The sequence below is a fragment of the Stenotrophomonas sp. YJH_SMC_37 genome (assembly GCF_059370035.1).
The window spans coordinates 446997-466235 of record NZ_JCAFTG010000003.1 but is presented as its reverse complement, the minus strand read 5'-3'; the positions used below and the strand labels follow the sequence as shown (position 1 = coordinate 466235).

The following is a 19239-nucleotide window of genomic DNA, read 5'->3' as shown; positions in this document are numbered from 1 at the left end:
GGCGGCCCAACGAAAGAGGCCGCTTCCACTGAGGTTCTGAAGTACTGTGCTGCTCACGGCGGTGGGCAGTGCACGATCAAGTACACGGATTGCAGTGAGCCGATCTTCCAAGAGTTCTGATTGCTCTATGAAGCTGCGTTGGAACATCCGACGTCCAACGCCTATCGCACTTTGGTAGAGGGATCTGAGTGGCTGGGGCCATCATGAGGTGAACTCTCGAAGCTAAACTCGGGAGTTCGGTCCCGTGCCCGAAGAATTGGGCTGCGTGCGCGTCAAAAATGCTGACGTATCGCGCCCTTAAACGCGGGTGCCTTTCTCGTCGATGAGGACACTCTGGAGACCAGGACTGCGGGTGACGCTGCGCGGCGCAGAAGGGGGGGCGTGGGCTTGATCCTGACGAACACTACTTTGACTATCCTGACGGCGCTCTCCTTGAGTGCGGTGGGGCAACGATGATGCGTTCATCGAATTCAGGTGCTGTAGTTCCAGCGGGTTGGTGACTGTTCACGATAGGCCCGTTTTTTGTGTGATCAATTGCGCTTTTCTTTTCGGGCCCCCTTCGACGAACGGTGCTTCCTCGAAGTAAGCTGCGTACGCGTCAAAAATCCGACGCATCGGTGCAATTGAGCGCAGGAGCTTTTCCGTCCATGAGGACTCTGACGACCCACCGTGCGGGCGACGCTCATGACCATCGAAGCCCTCGCAGGGCCAGGGCTATCATCCGCTTTGGCGGGCATCGGGACAGGTGGCGTATTGCGCGGTGTCCCGGCCCTTGCATGGATACTGGCAAGACGGCTTGGAAGGAGTTGCAGGGGATGGAGAAGGGGAGCGGCACGCACATGGACAATGCGTTGGCGTTCGTGCCGTCCGGCGCGAACCTGCTGGAAGCCGTGCGCGGTGATCTGACCGGCAATGGTTTCCAGGACCAGCTCCTGGTGATCGACCAACCTCCTCCGGAGGGCTTGCTGCCGGGCGAGCACGGTCCCAACCGGGTGCTGTTGCTGCTGCTGGGCGATGCTGCCGGCCGATGGCAGCTGGCGGCGCGCAACGACAAGCTGGTGCCATGCTCTACCCGCGGCGGCATTGCCGGTGATCCCTTCGCCTACGTGACGATCGAGGATGGCGCGTTCAGCGTGATCACCAACGGCGGCAGCCGCGAGCGCTGGAGCAGCACCTACACGTTCCGCTACGCGCCGTCCGAGCAGGTCTGTTGGGTCCATGGCGTGCAGCGCCGGGTGGTCGACACCGAGACCGAGGCAACCCACACCCGTGACTTCTCGGCGGCCGAGCTGGGCAGGGTACGGTTTGAGGACTTTGACCCGTCCGTGGTTGCTGACGTGAGCTTGCCTTGAGTGCCGCGCCTGTGAGGAGGCAGGAGGACCCCACGATGATCGAGCAGGAGTTTGACCGTGTCGCAGGATAGAGAGTCGCAATTGTTGCGACAGGCCACGGAGGCCGGCATCACCTCGTCCCGGGAACTGGCCAACTTCATGGCGCAGGCCGTGCACGAGTCGCGTGGCCTGAGCCGGCTCAATGAAAGCTTCAACTTCACCCGGGGCATCTCGCAGATCCCGGTCGAGGCCGCGTGGCGTAATGGCAATGGTGCGCTGGAGCGTGCCCGCCAAGAGGCGTTGCGCGGTCGCCCGGAGAACCTGGCCGAACTGATGTACGGCGGGCGGATGGGCAATGACGCGCCGGGCGACGCGCTGAAGTACCACGGCCGTGGCTATCTTCCGCTGGTCGGAAAGGAGAATTACGAGCGTGCCGGCAAGGCGCTGGACCTGGACCTTGTGAACCATCCGGAACTGGCTGCGCAGCCCGAGCACGCCGGCCGCATCGCGGTCTGGCAATGGCAGACACGCGTTCCGGAGGCGGCACGCGAGGATGTGCGCGAGGCCACGCGTGCGATCAATGGCGCACTCAATGGCATCGAGGCCCGCCAGCAGCGCTTCGAGGTCTGGCAGCAGAAGCTGACGCCGGACGTGATGGCGCGTCTGGATAGGGGCGAAGTCGGGGCGCCGGCGCAGCAGACCGGTGCACGGGACATGTCGCAGCCGGGCGCGCCGGGACACGTACTGTTCCAGGGCGCACGCCAGCACCTGCAGCAGATGGGGCCGCAAAGCGGTCTGCGCAGCGTGCAGGAACTGGACAATGCTGCCGGCGCACTGGCGCTGAGCGCGCAGAAGGCGGGGATGTCGCGCATCGATCATCTACTGGCTGGCAACGACGGTCGCACGTTGTTTGCCGTGCAGGGCGCGCTGGGTGACCCAGCCATGCTGCGCGCGTCGGTTGATCGCGAACAAGCGGCGCAGCAGCCGCTGGCGCAGAGCAGCCAGCAGTTGGCTGCCAATGTCGCCCAGCAGGACCCGGCGGCCGCGCTCGCCCGCGAGCAGGAGCAGCGTTCTCGATCCCTGTAACACCGATGCCGGCGGGCAGGGTGCCCGCTGGCGCTTTACGTACGACGCGTGGCGCCCTGTGGCGCCGACATGGAAACCCACCCGTAAGGACACCACATGCGAATCGTTCCCCCGAATGTCCGGCACGCCGCGGCCCGCTGCAATGCATCCGTGCGCCGCCTGCCGCCGCTCTGGCTGCTGTCACTTGGACTTGCCGCAGCGTCGGCACAGGCTCAGGAGGCAGCGGCGCCCGTCGTGGAGACGCACCCCGCTGCAGAGGCAACTGTTGACGCGCCTGCAGGGGCGGCGCCCGTTACAGCGCCCGCGGTGGCCGACGCCGTTGTCGTGACGCCGGCTCCCGAAGTACCGGTTGCTGTGACACCCCCTGCGGCACCCGTGGTGGACGCGCAGCCCGCGCCCGCTTCGGACCCGGCGCCTGCGCCCGTTGCGCCCGCAGCGGCGGCGCCTGTGGCTGCACCGCCTGCCGTCGTCGAGCCAGCCGTCCCGGCGGTAGCTCCCGCGCCACCCGCCTTGGCCATCGTGCCGTTGCCGCCAGAGCAGGCGACCGAGCGGGCGCTCGGTGCCCGCTGCCCGGTGGATCTGGCCGGGCGGCTGGCGACCCAGGGCGACCTGCTGATTGGCGCCTGCCAAGGCACCATGCCGGCGCATCTGGCCGCGTTGCTGGTCGCGCTGCCCGTGCAGGACATCCACCTGCCGCGCAGCTGGCGCGAGCGTGAGGTGCGGCAGAAGGCATGGTTCAAGGCGGTGCCGGGCTACGGCCAGCGCCCGGACTTCATCGTGCGGATGGGCGACATCTGGGTGCGCTCGCTGGAAGGGCGCGACGGCGACAGCACGTTCTATCTGGTGTCAGCACCGTTCACCTGCAGCGACCAGGTCGCCAACCGCGATGAGTACGGCGCGGAGCCGGTCCGCGTGCCAGCGGGTGATTGTCGCGAGGCCTATGTGGCCCAGCGTGTGTACCAGGTCCGCGGGGACGCGCCGCCGAGGGATGTGACCGCCGATGCCATGCCGGCCATGCCGCCGGTGACGGACGCCGACCGTGCGCGACAGCTGTCGCGTGAGGGACGTGTCATCCTGGACCATAGCAAGTTGCAGTACGGCCCGGCCATGCGCTGGTTCGTGCAGTACCCGGAGTCTGCGCAGAAGGGCGGTCCGCGCGCCTACGGTGACTGGAACCGCGAGCACATCGCGTTCGTGGTCTGGACTGGGGATCGCTTCGAGCTGCGTGAGAAGGTCGCACGCGCCCTGTGGCCCTGTGATCCGGTGGCACCCGGCGATCGTGCCTGCGGCGGATTCCCGGATTCGGGCCCGGATCCGTTCGTGACTGCCGGAGTAGGCGTGCCAGTGGCGGCCTCCAGCCCCTGAGCCGGAGTGCCGAAGGGTGCGGGAGCCGGGGTGACCGGCTCCCGCGCTGCATCAGGCCTGCAGGCTGCGGGTCTGGTTCCGCTGCTGTTCGAGCTGCTGGTCGCGCTCCAGCGCAACGCGCTGGTCGGCGGCCTGCTGGTCGATGCGCTGGCTGCTCTGTTCCAGCGGGGTGTTCATCGCCACTGCCGTATCCACCGACACACGAAGGTGGGCGGGGTCACCGCCCTGGCCCTGCACGGCGAAGCTGCGCGAGGCATCGGCATTCATGACCACTTCGTCGATGCGCTTGCCGCCTGCTGCGTGCATTTCGGCGGCCAGACTGCCTGCCAGTTGCGTGCTCATCACGTCTGGTACCCGGCCGACGCGGACATCCTGCGCGTGCACGCCACGGATCGCGTCGTTGAACAGTGGGTTGCCCACATGGTTGGCATCGTCCATTCGCAGCATGCTGGTGTGATGGCCGTTCTTCTCCGCTTCGCGGCGTGCCGGCTCACCGGGCTGCAGCGGGCCGCGGATGTGGTCGTACAGGTCGACGGCGCCGCCTGGAATGCCCCGCGCCGCGCGGGTGACACCACGGCGCAGTGATTCAACGTCGTCGCGGTACTCCTCGATCATCCTGGCGTTGTCTTTTGCCAGCTTCTGCGTTTCCGGGTGCTGCAGCACCGAGCCGTCACCGAGGAAGTTGCCCAGCTTGTGCGCGCCGAACGAGCTGCCTGCGGCGATGATCGGCCGGTCGGGGATAAGGGCGCGCAACGAGTGATTGCTGAAACCGTTCGCGGCGAGCGTGCTGATTTCATTCGGCCTGGCGTAGATGTGCACCTGGCCGAAGTGCGGCGACGCCGCGCTGACCGGATCGGAGGCCATGACATGGTTGATCATGGTGTTGCCGCCTTCCGGGATGCGGTAGCTGAGGCTGACCGCGCCATAGGCGTTGAAGGTTTCGCCCTTGACGTTGAAATGGTGCGAGGTGATCTGGGCCAGTGCGCCACCGAGAGAGTGGCCAGTGACGGTGACCTGGGGAGCAGGTTCACCGTTCAAGCGAGACTGAAGCGCGACGCCTTCAAGCGTCCTTTGTGTCAGGGCAATCGCGTCAGGAGCCTGCACGTTCGTGCGTGCCACCACCATGCCGCCATCGGTCAGAATCGCATCGCGAGCTATCTGCTCGGTGCCGCGATGCGCAATGACGATCTCTTTGGTGTCTACTCGCTGATAGACGGTGCCTTGATAGCCGTTGAGGCGATTATTGACGTGCTCAAGTATCTTGTACTCATGGCCGTTTAACGTGACTTTCTCCTCTAGGCCGGGTTCACGTCGGCCGACGGCCCGATCCTTATAGGCGTCATCAGATAGCGCGGCGTAATCCTGGGAGGTGATGGTCACGGCGCCACCTCGCTTGCGGAGAGGGTGATCGTAAACAGCTTGTCCTGAAGGTCAGGGGCGTAATTGCTGCGATTGGGCTCGCCACTGGCGGGGAAATTGGGAACGCGATCTGCCTTCGGATAGACCAGATCCGGATAGTAGAGCGTATGTGCGCCACCTTCGGTCAGCGGCTTGGCGTCGACGAAGGTGAGGAAGCGGGTTTCTTCTTCAGCACCCGTTGCCTTGAGCATTGCCCCGGCGCCGGTGAACTCCCACCTGCACACGCCGCGGCCGTAGTAGTCTTCATCCAGCATGCGGTCCACATACAGCGTGCCCCGGTACTCGCCATCAGCGACCTTGCGCAGTTCCACCGGCTCCTGGCTGGTAATCCGTGCAGCCGTGCCGGTGGCCGGCTCGATATAGCCGCACTGGTCTTCATTGGTGACGTCGTACTGGGCCACGCCCTTGACCAGCGCGAAATCGCCGGGGGCGTCCTTCAGGCGCAGCACCAGTTCATAGGCCTTGCGCGGGCTGGGGTTGAGCTTGGCGAGGCCGCGCCCACCCTGGGCGACATCGGCTTCAGCAGCGGCACGTTCCTGGTTCATGGCGGTCTCCGGATGGCAGGCGGTCAACAGAAGCAGAGCAAGGCACGGAATCATCTTGTGGCGCAATGTCGGCCTCCTGGTGTGTAGGGGGAAATGTGGCACTGGCAGCTCATGGCGCGAGCGTCCGCACAGTGGTTGTGGTCGAGAACAGCGCGTCGCGCAGTTCCTCCTTGTAGGCCGACGGATCTTCTTTGCCGCTGGCAGGGAAGTTGGCAGCGAGCTCGGCGCGGGGATAAGCAGTCTTCGGATAGTAGAGAGTCAACGGCGATCCCGCGTCCATGCGCTTCTTGTCGATGAACGTCAGGAATCGCGTATCAGCTTCGCCGGTCGTGGCACGCAACATCGCGCCAACGCCGGTCAGCGTCCAGTGGCACGTACCGCGATCGTAATAGTCCTGGTCCTGCATGCGGTCGAGGTAGAACGTACCGCGGTATTCGTTCTCGCCCGTCCTGCGCAGTTCCACCGGTTCCTGGCTGGTGATGCGGCTGGCCGTGCCGGTGGACCAGATGATCCGCCCGCAGTCTTCGTAGTTGCTGACGTCATACTGGGCCACGCCCTCAACAACCGCGAACGGGCCCGGTGCATCCTTCACTGTCAGCACCAGTTCGTAGGCCTGCTTCGGCGCCGGGTTGAGCCTGGCCAGGCCGCGTCCACCCGCAGCAACGTCGCGCTCGGCATCGGCATAAGGTGAGCACGCGGCCAGCGGCAATAGCGCGATCAACGCCAACAACGGCCGTCCCCTGTGTTCGCGCTGTGCTACATCCATGGCCCGGTCCTGCATGGCGCGTCCATGTCCATATATCATTCCTGGATGACAGGTTTTCCGATTATGGAGCGTGTCGGCAAGCCATTGCCACCCGGCGCGCCATGTTTTTGACGCGCCGGCGGGTGCTACCTCGGGCGTATCGCCTGCGCCGTGGGCGATCCGGTGTTTCCGCTGGCGCTGCGCGCGACGCAGGCTCTTCTGCAGATGTGTGATTCAAATCAATAATTCACATTTCCATCACAGAGACGGGCGCCATGAATTACACAATTCGGCCTGAGTCCAGTAAAGACCGGGCAAGCATCCACGCACTCACTGAGGCGGCCTTCCGTGATGCGCCGCACAGCAGCCACACCGAGCAGTTCATTGTCGATGCGCTGCGTTCGCGTGGAGAGCTGAGTCTTTCGCTGGTCGCCGAGAAGGACGGGCAGGTCGTCGGGCACATCGCCCTGTCGCCGGTGACGATAAGCGATGGCAGCACCGGCTGGTTTGGCGTGGGACCCATCTCGGTGCTGCCCGGATGCCAGGGGCAGGGCATTGGCGCAGCGCTGATGCACGCGGCGCTCGACGCATTGCGTGGGCAGGGCGCGCAGGGCTGCGTCGTGCTGGGGGAGCCGTCCTACTACGGGCGATTCGGGTTCCATGCCGAACCGGGCCTGGTACTGCCGGGTGTTCCAGCAGCGTACTTCCAGGCCCTCTCCCTGGTGCCGCCGATCGCGCAGGGCGAAGTGCGCTACTCAGCGGCATTCGAGGCAAGCGCCCCGCCCGTGGATTGACCCCGCCGCCGGGGCTGATCTCAGCCCTCGTACCGGAGATGGATCAGCGGATACGGGCGGCCCTGCGAATCCAGCGGTGAACGTCCGGTTGCGACGAAGCCCATGCGCTGGTAGAAGCCGACGGCCTGTGCGTTCTGTTCGTTGACGTCGGTACTGAGCTGCGGATGCAGGGCCAGCGCATGCTGCAGCAGTCGCCTGCCGATACCGGTACCGCGCACGTCAGGATCGATGAACAGCGCTTCCATGTGCGTGCCATCGATGAGCATGAAGCCAAGGGGGCGGTCCTGAGCGTCGACGGCCACGGTCATCGGCGCCAGCGGCAGGAAACCGGCGACTTCGGCGTCGATGGCCTGGCGGTCTTCTGCGCTGAGGAAGTCGTGGGTGGCGTCGACGGCGCGGCGCCAGAGGTCGACGAGGGCGGCGCCGTCGTCGGCGCGCGAGGCGCGAAGGGTGGTCATGGGTTCACCAAGGTGCTTTCAATGAGCACGTAGTATCGCGCGTCCCGACCCAGCGTGCAGACCTGGATTCATCCGGCGTTGCGATGGCGGATGAAGGGGCTGTAGGTGGTGGCCTCCGCGCGCAGCACCACGCCGTCCTCGAAATCCGCGCTGTCGTTGAAGGGCACGGTGGGCCACTGCGTCCAGTGCGCCAGGCGTTCGCGGTAGTAGTGCGTTGCTGCAGCCAGTGCCTCGTCGTGTGCCTGCGCGCGCTCCGGTGCCAGCCCGGAACGCACGCCGTGCACCACATGCGGTTCCATCACATCGAAGCCGACGTAGCGCAGGCTGTACATCAACGGCCACAGCAACAGGCGGGTATCACCCTCACGGCCATCCACCGCGCAGGCCCGCGCCGAAGCGCCGGTGGTGACGCTGAGCAGGGCACGCTTGCCGCGCATCGCGCCGTGTTCGTGGCGCAGGCGGCTGTTGTACATCGGCCCGTAGACCAGTACGCGGTCCAGCCAGCCCTTGAGGATCGCCGGTGCCGAAAACCACCACAGCGGGAACTGCAGGATCACCCGATCCGCAGCCCGCAGCAACTGCAGATGACGCTGCACATCGGCGGGCAGCCGGCCCTGTTCGGCGCCATGACGCTGTTCGCGCTGGGCATCGAAGCGGTCGGGCTGCAGGCGCCTTGAATGATGATGGGCCGCTTCCAGTGGATCGAAGCCTTCCGCATACAGGTCGACCACGTCCACCTGCAGGGCGTCATGGCGCAGCTGTTCGGCGGCCTGCGCGGCCAGGTAGGCGTTGAACGAGCGGGGTTCGGGATGGGCAAGCAGGATCAGGGCGCGCATGGGGCGAGGTGTTGGTGGAGTGTGCGACCATCCTCGCGATGCCGGAGTGCCCCGGCAATTACGCACCTTGAGGTAACCATGGCCTGTCCGGGCGATGTCTATGCCGCCGATTGTTCGGCACGTGATGCGCTGGCGCTGATCTCCGGCAAGTGGGTGATGCTGCTGTTGCCGGCACTGGCGCAGGGGCCGCTGCGCAATGGCGCGCTGCTGCGGAAGATCGAAGGCATCTCGCAGAAGGTGTTGACCCAGACCCTGCGGCAGCTGGAGCGCAATGGCCTGGTCGAGCGGTGTGAGCTGGGCAAAAAGCCACTGCATGTGGAGTACCGGCTGACCGAAGTCGCGCGTGGCCTGGTTGACACGCTGTCCGCTCTGGACCGTTGGGCCGAGCACAACTTCCAGGCACTGGACGCCGCCCGCGAGCGCTTCGACGCACGCTAGCGGCGCCTGCACGGCCGCGGGCGTACAATGCGGCCCCGGCGGCCATCCTGGCCCTGCACACACGCGAGAACCGCCATGACCGATGCTCTGGGTGTACCGGTGCACGACGCCGATGAACGCTGGATGCGCCACGCGCTGGCCCTGGCCGAGCGCGCGCAACGCGAGTTCGATGAGATTCCGGTCGGTGCGGTACTGGTGGGCGCCGATGGCCAGCTGCTGGGCGAGGGCTGGAACCTCAACATCGCCTCGCACGATCCCAGCGCGCATGCCGAGATCGTGGCCATGCGGGCCGGTGGCACGCGGCTGGCCAACCATCGGCTGCTCGGCAGCACTCTGTACGTGACCCTGGAACCGTGCGCAATGTGTGCGATGGCGATCGTGCATGCACGCGTTGCCCGCCTGGTCTACGGCGCCAGCGACCCCAAGACCGGCGCCTGCGGCAGCGTGTTCGACCTGCTCGGCGATGCCCGCCACAACCACCGGGTGGAGATCCATGGTGGGGTGCTGGCCAAGGAGGCCAGCATGCGCCTGACCAATTATTTCCGCGCCAAGCGTGGCAAGCCGCCGTTGCTGCTGGAAGACCACGCCGGCGAGGGCTGAGAGGCGAAAGGGTATGATGGGCGCCTCTTTCCCTTACCGGTAGGCCGCGCGCCTGCCCAGCAACGAGGCGACACAATGGCGGACACCGGCGCGGCCAACGAGCGACTGATCTGGATCGACCTGGAAATGACCGGGTTGGATACCGATAACGATTCGATCATCGAGATCGCCACGGTGGTGACCGATGCCCAGCTCAATGTGCTGGCCGAGGGCCCGGAGTTCGCCATCCATCACCCGCTGGAAACGCTGGAAGCGATGGACGAGTGGAACCGCAACCAGCACCGTCGCTCGGGCCTGTGGCAGCGCGTGGTGGACAGCACCACCACCCTGGGCCAGGCCGAAGCGCAGACGGTGAACTTCCTGGCGCAGTGGATCCCGGCCGGCCTTTCGCCGATGTGCGGCAACTCGATCTGCCAGGATCGCCGCTTCCTGCACCGCCAGATGCCGCGGCTGGAGAAGTACTTCCACTACCGCAACCTGGACGTGTCCACCGTGAAGGAACTGGCCAAGCGCTGGGCGCCGAGCGTGGCCGCTGGCGTCGGCAAGAACAGCAACCATACCGCGCTGAGCGATGTACACGATTCAATCGCCGAGCTCCGCCACTACCGCCAGTTCATGGGCGCGCTGTCGGGCCTGCCCACGGCCTGAACAACAACGCCGGGCATGGCCCGGCGCTACCGGATGACACGCGAACTGGTAGTGCCGGCCGCTGGCCGGCAAGGCGTCGGGGTCGGATCCCTTTCCCGCGGAAAGGGCTCTGACCCCTCTGTCGTGACCCGCGACGAAGCGTTCAACTACCGGGCGCTAAGATCGGCCCCATGAACGAGCCGATCCTGCTTCCCCGCGACATTGTCCACGACGCCCGCGACTGGTCCGACCTGCAGCGGGCGGTGGCGCTGCTGGAAGCGCCGACCCTGACCGCGCGCATGGCCAACCTGGTCGGCACGCCGCTGGAGTTCGCGGTGAAGGCGCTGCCCAAGGCGGTGTCGGGCCGCATCCACGGTGCGGTGCAGGCGGCGCTGTCCAAGTCCGCGCAGGCGGCCCTGTGGAGCATGGACAACACCCCTGGCAAGGGCGCATCCACGCGCTGGCACAAGGTGGCGGCGGCGACGTCAGGCGCGGTCGGAGGCGCCTTTGGCTTCGCGGCCTTGTTCATCGAACTGCCGGTGTCGACCACCATCATGATGCGCGCCGTGGCCGACGTGGCCCGCAGCGAGGGCTTCGACCTGTCCGACTTCAGCACCCGCCAGGCGTGCCTGGAGGTGTTCGCGCTGGGCGGCAACTCGCCACGCGATGACGCCAGCGAGACGGGCTATTACCTGGCTCGAGGTTTCACCACCGATGTGATGCGCCATCTGTCGGCCGAGCTGGCCGGGCGGGTGGTGACCGGCCGCGACCTGACCCTGGGCGTGGCGCCGAAGGAAGCCGGCAAGCTGCTGGCGAAGATGGTGGAGAAGGTGGCGGCGCGCTTTGGCGTGGTCGTTACCGAGAAGTTCGCCGCGCAGGCGGTGCCGGTCGTTGGTGCCGCCGCGGGTGCAGCGCTGAACACCATGTTCACCGACTACTACCAGGACATGGCGCGTGGTCACTTCATCGTGCGCCGGCTGGAGCGCAAGTACGGCGAGGACGTGGTACGCACCTGCTATGACCGCGTGGCGCATGGTGGCGTGCTGATCGAACCCACGCTGTAACCGGCTTCGGGGTAGGAGCCCTTTGCGTTGCAAAGGGATCCGACCCCGGTTGCGCGCGGGGTCGGAGCCCGTTCCGCAGGAAGGGGCTCTGACCCCCGGCCGGCCATCCTTGCCTTGAGGGAACAACTGTTTTGCCAGTGCGTGCCTGTTGCGTGGCCGCCGCCATCCCCATCCTTGCCGGCAGTCCCCTGCAAGAGATTGCCGCCATGCTGTTCACTCCCCACCGCCTGGGCGCGCTGACGTTGCCCAACCGCATCGTGATGCCGCCGATGACCCGCTCGCGCTCGTCGGCCGGCAACGTGCCCCCTGCCGAAATGGCCACGTACTACGCGCAGCGTGCCGGCGCCGGCCTCATTGTCAGCGAGGGTACCCAGATCAGCGCGCAGGGCCAGGGCTACGCCTGGACTCCGGGCATCCACAGCCCGGAGCAGGTGCAGGGGTGGCGCCAGGTGACTGACGCCGTGCACGCCGCCGGTGGCCGCATCTACGCCCAGCTGTGGCACGTCGGCCGGGTTTCGCATGTGGCGCTGCAGCCGGGCGGCGCCGCCCCGGTGTCGTCGTCGGCGTTGTTGGCGGAAGGCGTGAAAGTGTTCGTCGACCCGACCGGGGCAGGTCCCGAAGCCGGGGTGGGCGAAATGATCCAGCATTCGATGCCGCGTGAGCTGCGCGAAGATGAGATTCCGGGCGTCGTCGCCGATTTCGCGCAGGCCGCGCGCAATGCGCTGGACGCAGGCTTCGATGGCGTGGAGTTGCACGGTGCCAATGGCTACCTGATCAACCAGTTCATCGACTCGCAGGCCAACCAGCGCACCGACGGCTATGGCGGCGCGTTGCAGAACCGCCTGCGGTTCCTGCGCGAGGTGGTGCAGGCGGTGGTTGCGGTGGTCGGTGGTGATCGCGTCGGCGTGCGCCTGGCGCCACTGACCACGTTGCAGGGTGCGGTGGACGATACGCCGCAGGCGACCTATCTGGCGGCCGCGCATCTGCTGGGTGAACTGGGCGTGGGTTACCTTCACATTGCCGAAGCGGATTGGGACGATGCACCGTTGATGCCGGTGGCGTTCAAACAGGCGCTGCGCATGGTCTACCCGGGTACGCTGATCTACGCCGGCAAGTACACCGCCGAGCGTGCCGAGCAGGCACTGGCCGAAGGCTGGGCTGACCTGATTGGCTTCGGCCGGCCGTTCATCGCCAACCCGGATCTGCCTGAGCGCCTGCGACTGGGGGCGGAACTGAATCCGCCGGATCGTGCAACATTCTTTGGCGGTGGCGCGGTTGGCTTCACCGATTACCCGACGCTGGAAGAGAGCGTCGCGGCCTGATCCTGAAGGCTGCCGGCCAGCGGCCGGCACTACCGGGGGCGCGGGTAGCGCCGGCCGCTGGCCGGCATTCCAGTCAGGCGGCGAGGGGGTAGTGCCGGCCGCTGGCCGGCATTTCAGTCAGGCGGCGGGGGTAGTGCCGGCCGCTGGCCGGCAGCCCGGGGATGGATCAGGGCTTGTCGCGCACCAGCGCGTCCGCCTCGACCACACCGCCATCCTTTCCATGCAGGTACAGGTGCATGTCCTGCTGCGGATACGGAATGTTGATGCCGGCCTTGTCATAGCCCAGCTTCAGCTGCTCCAGCAGCGTGACCTTGGTGCCGAACCAGTCGGCCGACTTCACGTAGCAACGGATGCCGAGGTTGATGGCGTGCGCACCCAGCTCGTACACCACCACGTCCGGGGCCGGCGTCTGCAGCACGCGCGGGTCGGCCTTCATCAGCGCCAGCGCGGTGTCGCGTGCCAGCTGGATGTTGTCCTCGTAGCCGATGCCGATCACCAGTTCGACGCGGCGGGTCGGTTCGGCGGTGAGGTTGATGATCGGTGCGGCGGTGATCAGCGTGTTCGGAATGGTGGTGTGCTGGTTGTCGGCACCGGTGATGACGGTCTGGAAGATGCGCACTTCGCGCACCGTGCCGGTCTGCCCGGCCACGGTCACCACATCGCCCACGCGGAACGGTCGCAGCGTCACCAGCATCACGCCCGAGGCGATGTTGGACAGCGAATCCTTCAACGCAAGACCGACCGCCAGGCCAGCGGTGCCGAGCACGGCCAGCAGCGGGGTGATCTTCACGCCGAGCGTGTCGATGGCCAGCAGCGCCACGATCACGAGTGAGGTGGCATAGACCACGTTGCGCAGGAAGCTGCCCAGCATCGGGTCCACGCCCATGCGCGCTGTGGCGCGCGGCATCGCGTTGGACAGGCGACGCGCCACCCACAGGCCCACCAGCAGCACCACGATGGCGGCCAGTAACGGCACACCGTAGGTTTCCAGCAGGCGCTCCCAGTTGAGCGAGTGGAACCAGGGCGTTGCGGCGGGGGCGGGGGTGGGAGGTGCGGCGGCGATCATGCGGAAGTCCTTTGTTGCGTAGCGATGTCTGCGTGGGGCAGGGCGTGCGCGGACGCCAGAAACAGCAAGCCCCGCAGAGGCGGGGCTTGCGTGCAGCAGCAGTATGGGCGGACGTCGATGAAAGCGACGTCAGCCCATCACGGCATCAGCCGTTGGCCTTCAGCTTGGCCAGACGCAGCCAGGTATCAACCACGGTGTCCGGGTTCAGCGACACCGACTCGATGCCTTCCTGCATCAGCCATTCGGCCAGATCGGGGTGATCGGACGGGCCCTGGCCGCAGATGCCGACGTACTTGCCCTTGGCACGTGCTGCCTTGATCGCCATCGACAGCAGCTTCTTCACTGCCGGGTTCCGTTCGTCGAACAGGTGCGCGACGATCGACGAGTCGCGGTCCAGGCCCAGGCTCAGCTGGGTCAGGTCGTTGGAGCCGATCGAGAAGCCGTCGAAGATCTCCAGGAACTCATCGGCGAGCAGTGCGTTGGACGGCACTTCGCACATCATGATGATCTTCAGGCCGTTCTCGCCCTGCTTCAGGCCGTTCTGTTCCAGCACCTCGACGACCTTGCGGCCTTCTTCCAGGGTGCGCACGAACGGAATCATGACCCACAGGTTGTCCAGGCCCATTTCGTTGCGCACGCGCAGCACGGCCCTGCACTCCAGCGCGAAGGCGGCCGAGAAGCTCGGGTCGACGTAACGGCTGGCGCCGCGGAAGCCGATCATCGGGTTCTCTTCGTGCGGCTCGTAGTTGCTGCCGCCGATCAGGTTGGCGTACTCGTTGGACTTGAAGTCCGACAGGCGCACGATCACCGGGTTCGGTGCAACCGAGGCGGTGAGGGTGGCGATGCCTTCGGCCAGGCGGTCCACGTAGAAGCTGACCGGATCACCGTAGCCGGCGATCTTCTCGTCGATCTTCTTCTTGGTCGCGGCGTCCTGGCGGTCGTATTCCAGCAGCGCATTCGGATGGATGCCGATGTGGCTGGCGATGATCATTTCCAGGCGGGCCAGGCCGATGCCGGCGTTCGGCAGCTGGCCGAAGTCGAAGGCACGTTCCGGGTTGGCCACGTTCATCATGATCTTCAGCGGGGCCGGCGGCATGTTGCCCAGATCGGTCGTGGTGCGTTCAAAGCCGAGCTTGCCTTCGTAGATGAAGCCGGTATCGCCTTCAGCGCAGCTGACGGTGACCAGCTGGCCATCCTCGATGACCTGGGTCGCGTTGCCCGAACCAACCACGGCTGGCACGCCCAGCTCGCGCGCGATGATCGCGGCGTGGCAGGTGCGGCCACCGCGGTTGGTGACGATGGCCGAGGCGCGCTTCATCACCGGTTCCCAATCGGGATCGGTCATGTCGGCGATCAGCACGTCGCCCGGCTGCACGCGGTTCATGTCGTCCAGCGTCTTCACCACGCGGGCCACGCCCGAACCGATCTTGGCGCCGACGGCACGGCCCTCGGCCAGTACCTTGCCGCCCTTCTCCGTCAGCGCGAAGCGCTCGATCTGGGTGGCGTGGCTGCGCGACTTCACCGTTTCCGGGCGCGCCTGCACGATGAACAGCTTGCCGCTGACACCGTCCTTGGCCCACTCGATGTCCATCGGGCGGCCGTAGTGCTTTTCGATGACCAGCGCCTGCTTGGCCAGTTCCTGCACGTCCTCGTCGCTGATCGAGAAGGTGGTGCGCAGTTCGGCCGGGGTGTCTTCAATACGGACGCGCTCACCGGGGACATCCGAATACACCATGCGGATCGCCTTGCTGCCGAGCGAGCGGCGCAGGATCGCCGGCTTGCCGGCCTGCAGGGTGGGCTTGTAGACGTAGTATTCGTCCGGATTGACCGCGCCCTGCACGACCATCTCGCCCAGGCCGAACGAGGAGGTGACGAACACCACGTCGCGGAAGCCGGACTCGGTGTCCAGGGTGAACAGCACGCCGGAGGAGCCGACGCCCGAACGCACCATCAGCTGCACGCCGGCGGACAGGAACACGTCCTCATGCTTGAAACCGTGGTGCACGCGGTAGGCGATGGCGCGGTCGTTGTACAGCGAGGCGAACACTTCCTTGACCTTGTGCACGACGTCGTCGGCACCGGTCACGTTGAGGAAGGTTTCCTGCTGTCCGGCGAAGGACGCATCCGGCAGATCCTCGGCGGTGGCAGACGAACGCACGGCCACGGCAACGTCGCCGCCGCCATTCTCGGCGCTCAGCTTGGCATAGGCGGTGCGGATGTCCTGGTCCAGCTGCGGCTGCAGCGGGGCGTCGATTACCCAGCCGCGGATTTCCTTGCCGGCGGCGGTCAGCGCATTGACGTCCTCGACGTCCAGCGTGGCCAGCCTGTCGAAGATGCGCTTGGACAGGTCGTTGTGCGCGATGAAGTCCTTGAAGGCTTCAGCGGTGGTGGCATAACCGCCCGGCACCGAAACGCCCAGACCGGCCAGGTTGCCGATCATCTCGCCCAGGGACGAATTCTTGCCGCCTACGCGGGCCAGATCGGCCAGACGCAGTTCGTGCAACCACAGGATGTTCTCGTTCAAGCGCGATGCTCCGTTTGGCCATCGCCCGAGGCGGGCTGAGTGGCCGCGTCCGTAGGAAGAAGCCGATATGATGCCGGGCAGAGCACCGTCGGCACAAGCTTGTGCTGGCGGCCTTTTTAAGCTTCGTAGGGGGTAAAAGCGCGCATGTCGACCATCCGTCCGGTGTTCTACGTTTCCGATGGAACCGGTATCACCGCTGAAACCATTGGGCATAGCCTGCTGACCCAGTTCTCCGGATTCAGCTTCATTACCGACCGAATGTCGTTTGTCGACGACCCCGAAAAAGCGCGTGAAGCCTGCGCCCGGATCCAGGCGGCAGGTGAGCGCTACCAGGTCCGGCCGATCGTGGTGAACTCCTGCGTGGACCAGAGCCTGAGCCTGATCCTGGCCGACAGCGGGGCGCTGATGCTGGATGTGTTCGCGCCGTTCATCGAGCCCCTGGAGCGTGAACTGGCCAGCCCGCGCCTGGCCCGGGTCGGCCAGGCCCACGGCATGGTCGATTTCGATACCTACCACCGCCGCATCAACGCGATGAACTTCGCCCTGACCCATGACGATGGCATTGCGGTGAACTACGACGATGCCGACGTGATCCTGGTGGCGGTGTCGCGCGCCGGCAAGACGCCCACCTGCATCTACCTGGCCCTGCATTACGGGGTGCGCGCGGCCAACTACCCGTTGACCGACGAGGACCTGGAAAGCGACCGCCTGCCGCCGCGCCTGCGCAACTACCGGCGCAAGCTTTTCGGGTTGACCATCGACCCGGACCGCCTGCAGCAGATCCGCCAGGAGCGCCGCCCGAACTCGCGCTACGCCAACCTGGACACCTGCAAGCGCGAGGTGGCCGCGGCCGAGACCATGTTCCGGATGGAGCGGATTCCGACCCTGAGCACCACGCATACCTCGATCGAGGAGATTTCCAGCAAGGTGCTGGCCACATTGGGGCTGCAGCGCGAGCTGTATTGATCCGTGCGCCACGACCAACGGTCGTGGCCTACCTCCGGGGTGATGACCCTCCTGCGCTGGGGCATCGACCCTCCTGCACGGTGGGTATCGACCGTTGGTCGATACCGAGCCCCTTTGGTCGGGGTGATCCCGCCCCCACGTTGAAGCACCAACGTGTAGGATCGACCCATGGCCCGAGCCTTGCCCCGTACCGAACGCATTCCCCGCCTGAGCCGGCTGAGCTGGCTCATGGGCCTGTACGCGGAGAACTACCGCCATCTGGTGCGCCTGTTCGAACCGGCTGGACTGATGACGGGCAGCTACGTCTCCTCGGTCGGCGATGGCCTGGACGTTCGCCTGGACGTGATCGAGTGCCACCGCTACACGGTGGAACTGCGGCTGACCTACGACCTGGCCGACCCGGTCACTGGCGAGCCTGATCCATCGGCCTATGTTCGCCTGTACCGTGACGCGCGCCAGGCCGAGACCACCCACTGCTACGTCGGCCGCCGCTGGCAGGACACCATGGGGCTGTACCCGCCGCCGGCGGAGCTGATCAGCCACCGCATGCGGATGAACACCTTCCTCGGCAAGTGGCTGGAGTACCTGGCCGAGCGCGGCCACGGCGTGGCCACGCTGCGCCGCGATGCCGATGGCGTCGCGGCGCCCGCCGAACGCCGCCTGTCGCTGGTGCGCTGATCGGCCATAATCCACGGCTCACCTGCCGCTGGATGCTGCCCATGCCGTACACCCCGATCGTCGCCACCCTGGGCTACGTGCTGTCGCCCGATCGTCGCCAGGTGCTGATGATCCATCGCAATACCCGTCCCGGTGACCATCATCTGGGCAAGTACAACGGGCTGGGTGGCAAGATCGAACCGACTGAAGACGTCGCGGCAGGCATGCGTCGCGAGATCGCCGAGGAAGCCGGCATCGACTGCACCGGCATGCGCCTGCGCGGCACCATCAGCTGGCCGGGATTCGGCAAGCACGGTGAGGACTGGCTGGGCTTCGTGTTCGTCATCGACAGTTTCGAAGGCACCCCGCACGGCGGCAACCATGAGGGCACGCTGGAGTGGGTGGACCTGGACAAGCTGGACACGCTGCCGATGTGGGAGGGCGACCGCAACTTCCTGCCGCTGGTGTTCGACGCCGACCCGCGCCCGTTCCACGGGGTTATGCCGTACAAGGACGGGCGCATGGTCAGTTGGTCCTACAGCCGGCTGTGACCCGGTGAATCGGGGAGGTGGCAACCATTCCGGGGAGTGCCAATCTGGGTTGGCACGCTCTTTTGGTCGATTAATACCCGGGCAATATTGACAGCCATAAATTACCCGGGCAATATTCGCGCATCACCTCTGATGCCATTGCCATGCCTGCGTCCCGACTCCCTCCTTTCAGTTGTTTCGACGGCCATCGCCTTGTTGCCTGCGGCAGCCCGGAAGTGGCGGCACTGGCGCTCAAGCGGCTGCGCGCCGACAACGCTGCCGGACCATTGCTGGTGTTCGACAACGCCACCGGTCGCACCCGCGATTTCGATACGCGCGGCAGTGACGAGGAACTGCTGGCGCGGGTAACCGAAGCGTTTCCCCCCTCTGACGAGGCGGATGCCGAAATCACTGCCGAAGACGCTGCGACCCCGCGTGGCCGTGGCCGCCCCAAGCTGGGCGTGGTCGCCCGTGAAGTGACCTTGCTGCCGCGCCATTGGGCCTGGCTGGCCGAGCAGCCGGGCGGCGCCTCGGTGGCATTGCGAAAACTGGTGGAGACGGCCAGCCGCGCCGGTGCGGACAAGGACCGCCGGCGTCGCGATGCCGAACGCGCCTATCACTTCCTGCAGACCATCGCCGGCGACCTGCCGGGCTTCGAGGAGGCCATCCGCGTGCTGTTCGCGCACGACCGTGCGGGCCTGGAAGCGGTGCTGCATTCCTGGCCCAGGGATGTGCGCGACCACGCCCTGCGTCTGGCGTTCGACAGCGCTGACGGCTGATCCATCGCGCCGTCGTTGAGCGGTGGCGCCACCTGATCGCGGGCCACGGCCCGGTCCCTTGTGCTTGCTTTGCTGGTGGAAACGCCG

20 protein-coding genes are annotated in these 19239 nt (G+C 66.2%); 13 read left to right on the top strand and 7 right to left on the bottom strand.

What is annotated here, in order from left to right:
* Positions 1–815: 815 nt before the first annotated feature.
* The 3 genes from AC5P8J_RS06855 to AC5P8J_RS06845 all read left to right on the top strand — a co-directional run bounded on the left by AC5P8J_RS06855 (position 816) and on the right by AC5P8J_RS06845 (position 3782).
* Positions 816–1352: a hypothetical protein gene (locus AC5P8J_RS06855; protein ID WP_134730792.1), complete on the top strand. Its 537-nt coding sequence runs from the start codon at positions 816–818 to the stop codon at positions 1350–1352.
* A 57-nt stretch (positions 1353–1409) separates the two neighbouring features.
* Positions 1410–2417 carry an XVIPCD domain-containing protein gene (locus AC5P8J_RS06850; RefSeq protein ID WP_494540144.1) on the top strand — a complete coding sequence of 336 codons (1008 nt, stop codon included), beginning with the start codon at positions 1410–1412 and terminating at the stop codon, positions 2415–2417.
* A gap of 96 nt (positions 2418–2513) precedes the next feature.
* Positions 2514–3782: a hypothetical protein gene (locus tag AC5P8J_RS06845; RefSeq protein WP_459390087.1), complete on the top strand. Its 1269-nt coding sequence runs from the start codon at positions 2514–2516 to the stop codon at positions 3780–3782.
* Positions 3783–3833: 51 nt separating this feature from the next.
* On the opposite strand, the gene AC5P8J_RS06840 is transcribed toward AC5P8J_RS06845, so the two are convergent.
* From AC5P8J_RS06840 to AC5P8J_RS06830, 3 genes are read right to left on the bottom strand one after another with little or no spacing between them, the layout of a single operon-like run.
* Positions 3834–5162, bottom strand: coding sequence for an XVIPCD domain-containing protein (locus tag AC5P8J_RS06840; protein ID WP_021202800.1), 1329 nt, complete (start codon positions 5160–5162; stop codon positions 3834–3836).
* Positions 5159–5812: a hypothetical protein gene (locus AC5P8J_RS06835; protein WP_021202801.1), complete on the bottom strand. Its 654-nt coding sequence runs from the start codon at positions 5810–5812 to the stop codon at positions 5159–5161. Before AC5P8J_RS06835 ends, AC5P8J_RS06840 begins: the two co-directional genes overlap by 4 nt.
* 43 nt (positions 5813–5855) lie before the next feature.
* The gene (locus AC5P8J_RS06830) at positions 5856–6527 is read right to left on the bottom strand and encodes a hypothetical protein (RefSeq protein ID WP_021202802.1); all 672 of its coding nucleotides are present in this window, start codon (positions 6525–6527) and stop codon (positions 5856–5858) included.
* 239 nt (positions 6528–6766) lie between these two features.
* On the opposite strand from AC5P8J_RS06830, the gene AC5P8J_RS06825 reads away from it, so the two are divergent.
* Entirely contained in the window at positions 6767–7285 is a 519-nt protein-coding gene (locus AC5P8J_RS06825) for a GNAT family N-acetyltransferase (RefSeq protein WP_021202803.1), read from the top strand.
* 20 nt (positions 7286–7305) lie between these two features.
* Here the strand turns inward: AC5P8J_RS06825 and AC5P8J_RS06820 are convergent, their stop codons facing one another.
* Positions 7306–7743, bottom strand: coding sequence for an acetyltransferase (locus AC5P8J_RS06820; protein ID WP_227852284.1), 438 nt, complete (start codon positions 7741–7743; stop codon positions 7306–7308).
* 68 nt (positions 7744–7811) lie between these two features.
* Positions 7812–8579, bottom strand: a complete 768-nt coding sequence (locus AC5P8J_RS06815) for an NAD(P)H-dependent oxidoreductase (protein ID WP_227852285.1) — start codon at positions 8577–8579, stop codon at positions 7812–7814.
* 78 nt (positions 8580–8657) lie between these two features.
* Here AC5P8J_RS06815 and AC5P8J_RS06810 point away from each other — a divergent pair, with 78 nt between their 5' ends.
* From AC5P8J_RS06810 to AC5P8J_RS06790, 5 genes are all read left to right on the top strand, one after another.
* Positions 8658–9017 carry a winged helix-turn-helix transcriptional regulator gene (locus tag AC5P8J_RS06810; protein WP_021202806.1) on the top strand — a complete coding sequence of 120 codons (360 nt, stop codon included), beginning with the start codon at positions 8658–8660 and terminating at the stop codon, positions 9015–9017.
* 75 nt (positions 9018–9092) lie between these two features.
* Positions 9093–9617: a tRNA adenosine(34) deaminase TadA gene (tadA, locus tag AC5P8J_RS06805; RefSeq protein WP_021202807.1), complete on the top strand. Its 525-nt coding sequence runs from the start codon at positions 9093–9095 to the stop codon at positions 9615–9617.
* A gap of 75 nt (positions 9618–9692) precedes the next feature.
* The gene (gene orn, locus AC5P8J_RS06800; protein WP_005413827.1) at positions 9693–10265 is read left to right on the top strand and encodes an oligoribonuclease; all 573 of its coding nucleotides are present in this window, start codon (positions 9693–9695) and stop codon (positions 10263–10265) included.
* Positions 10266–10435: 170 nt separating this feature from the next.
* Complete coding sequence (locus AC5P8J_RS06795; protein ID WP_478405345.1) at positions 10436–11308, top strand: EcsC family protein; 873 nt, start codon at positions 10436–10438, stop codon at positions 11306–11308.
* Between the two features lie 206 nt (positions 11309–11514).
* Entirely contained in the window at positions 11515–12630 is a 1116-nt protein-coding gene (locus AC5P8J_RS06790) for an alkene reductase (RefSeq protein ID WP_494540146.1), read from the top strand.
* A gap of 166 nt (positions 12631–12796) precedes the next feature.
* Here the strand turns inward: AC5P8J_RS06790 and AC5P8J_RS06785 are convergent, their stop codons facing one another.
* Together AC5P8J_RS06785 and ppsA are read right to left on the bottom strand one after the other, a co-directional pair.
* Positions 12797–13696 carry a mechanosensitive ion channel family protein gene (locus AC5P8J_RS06785; protein WP_134743512.1) on the bottom strand — a complete coding sequence of 300 codons (900 nt, stop codon included), beginning with the start codon at positions 13694–13696 and terminating at the stop codon, positions 12797–12799.
* Positions 13697–13841: 145 nt separating this feature from the next.
* Positions 13842–16220 carry a phosphoenolpyruvate synthase gene (gene ppsA / locus AC5P8J_RS06780; RefSeq protein WP_111099058.1) on the bottom strand — a complete coding sequence of 793 codons (2379 nt, stop codon included), beginning with the start codon at positions 16218–16220 and terminating at the stop codon, positions 13842–13844.
* 144 nt (positions 16221–16364) lie between these two features.
* On the opposite strand from ppsA, the gene ppsR reads away from it, so the two are divergent.
* From ppsR to AC5P8J_RS06760, 4 genes are all read left to right on the top strand, one after another.
* Entirely contained in the window at positions 16365–17186 is an 822-nt protein-coding gene (gene ppsR / locus AC5P8J_RS06775) for a posphoenolpyruvate synthetase regulatory kinase/phosphorylase PpsR (protein ID WP_005417170.1), read from the top strand.
* A gap of 168 nt (positions 17187–17354) precedes the next feature.
* Entirely contained in the window at positions 17355–17864 is a 510-nt protein-coding gene (locus AC5P8J_RS06770) for a DUF1249 domain-containing protein (protein WP_134730765.1), read from the top strand.
* Between the two features lie 41 nt (positions 17865–17905).
* Entirely contained in the window at positions 17906–18394 is a 489-nt protein-coding gene (locus AC5P8J_RS06765; RefSeq protein ID WP_005410095.1) for an NUDIX hydrolase, read from the top strand.
* Between the two features lie 143 nt (positions 18395–18537).
* The gene (locus tag AC5P8J_RS06760; protein WP_021202814.1) at positions 18538–19152 is read left to right on the top strand and encodes a DUF2239 family protein; all 615 of its coding nucleotides are present in this window, start codon (positions 18538–18540) and stop codon (positions 19150–19152) included.
* Positions 19153–19239: the final 87 nt, after the last annotated feature.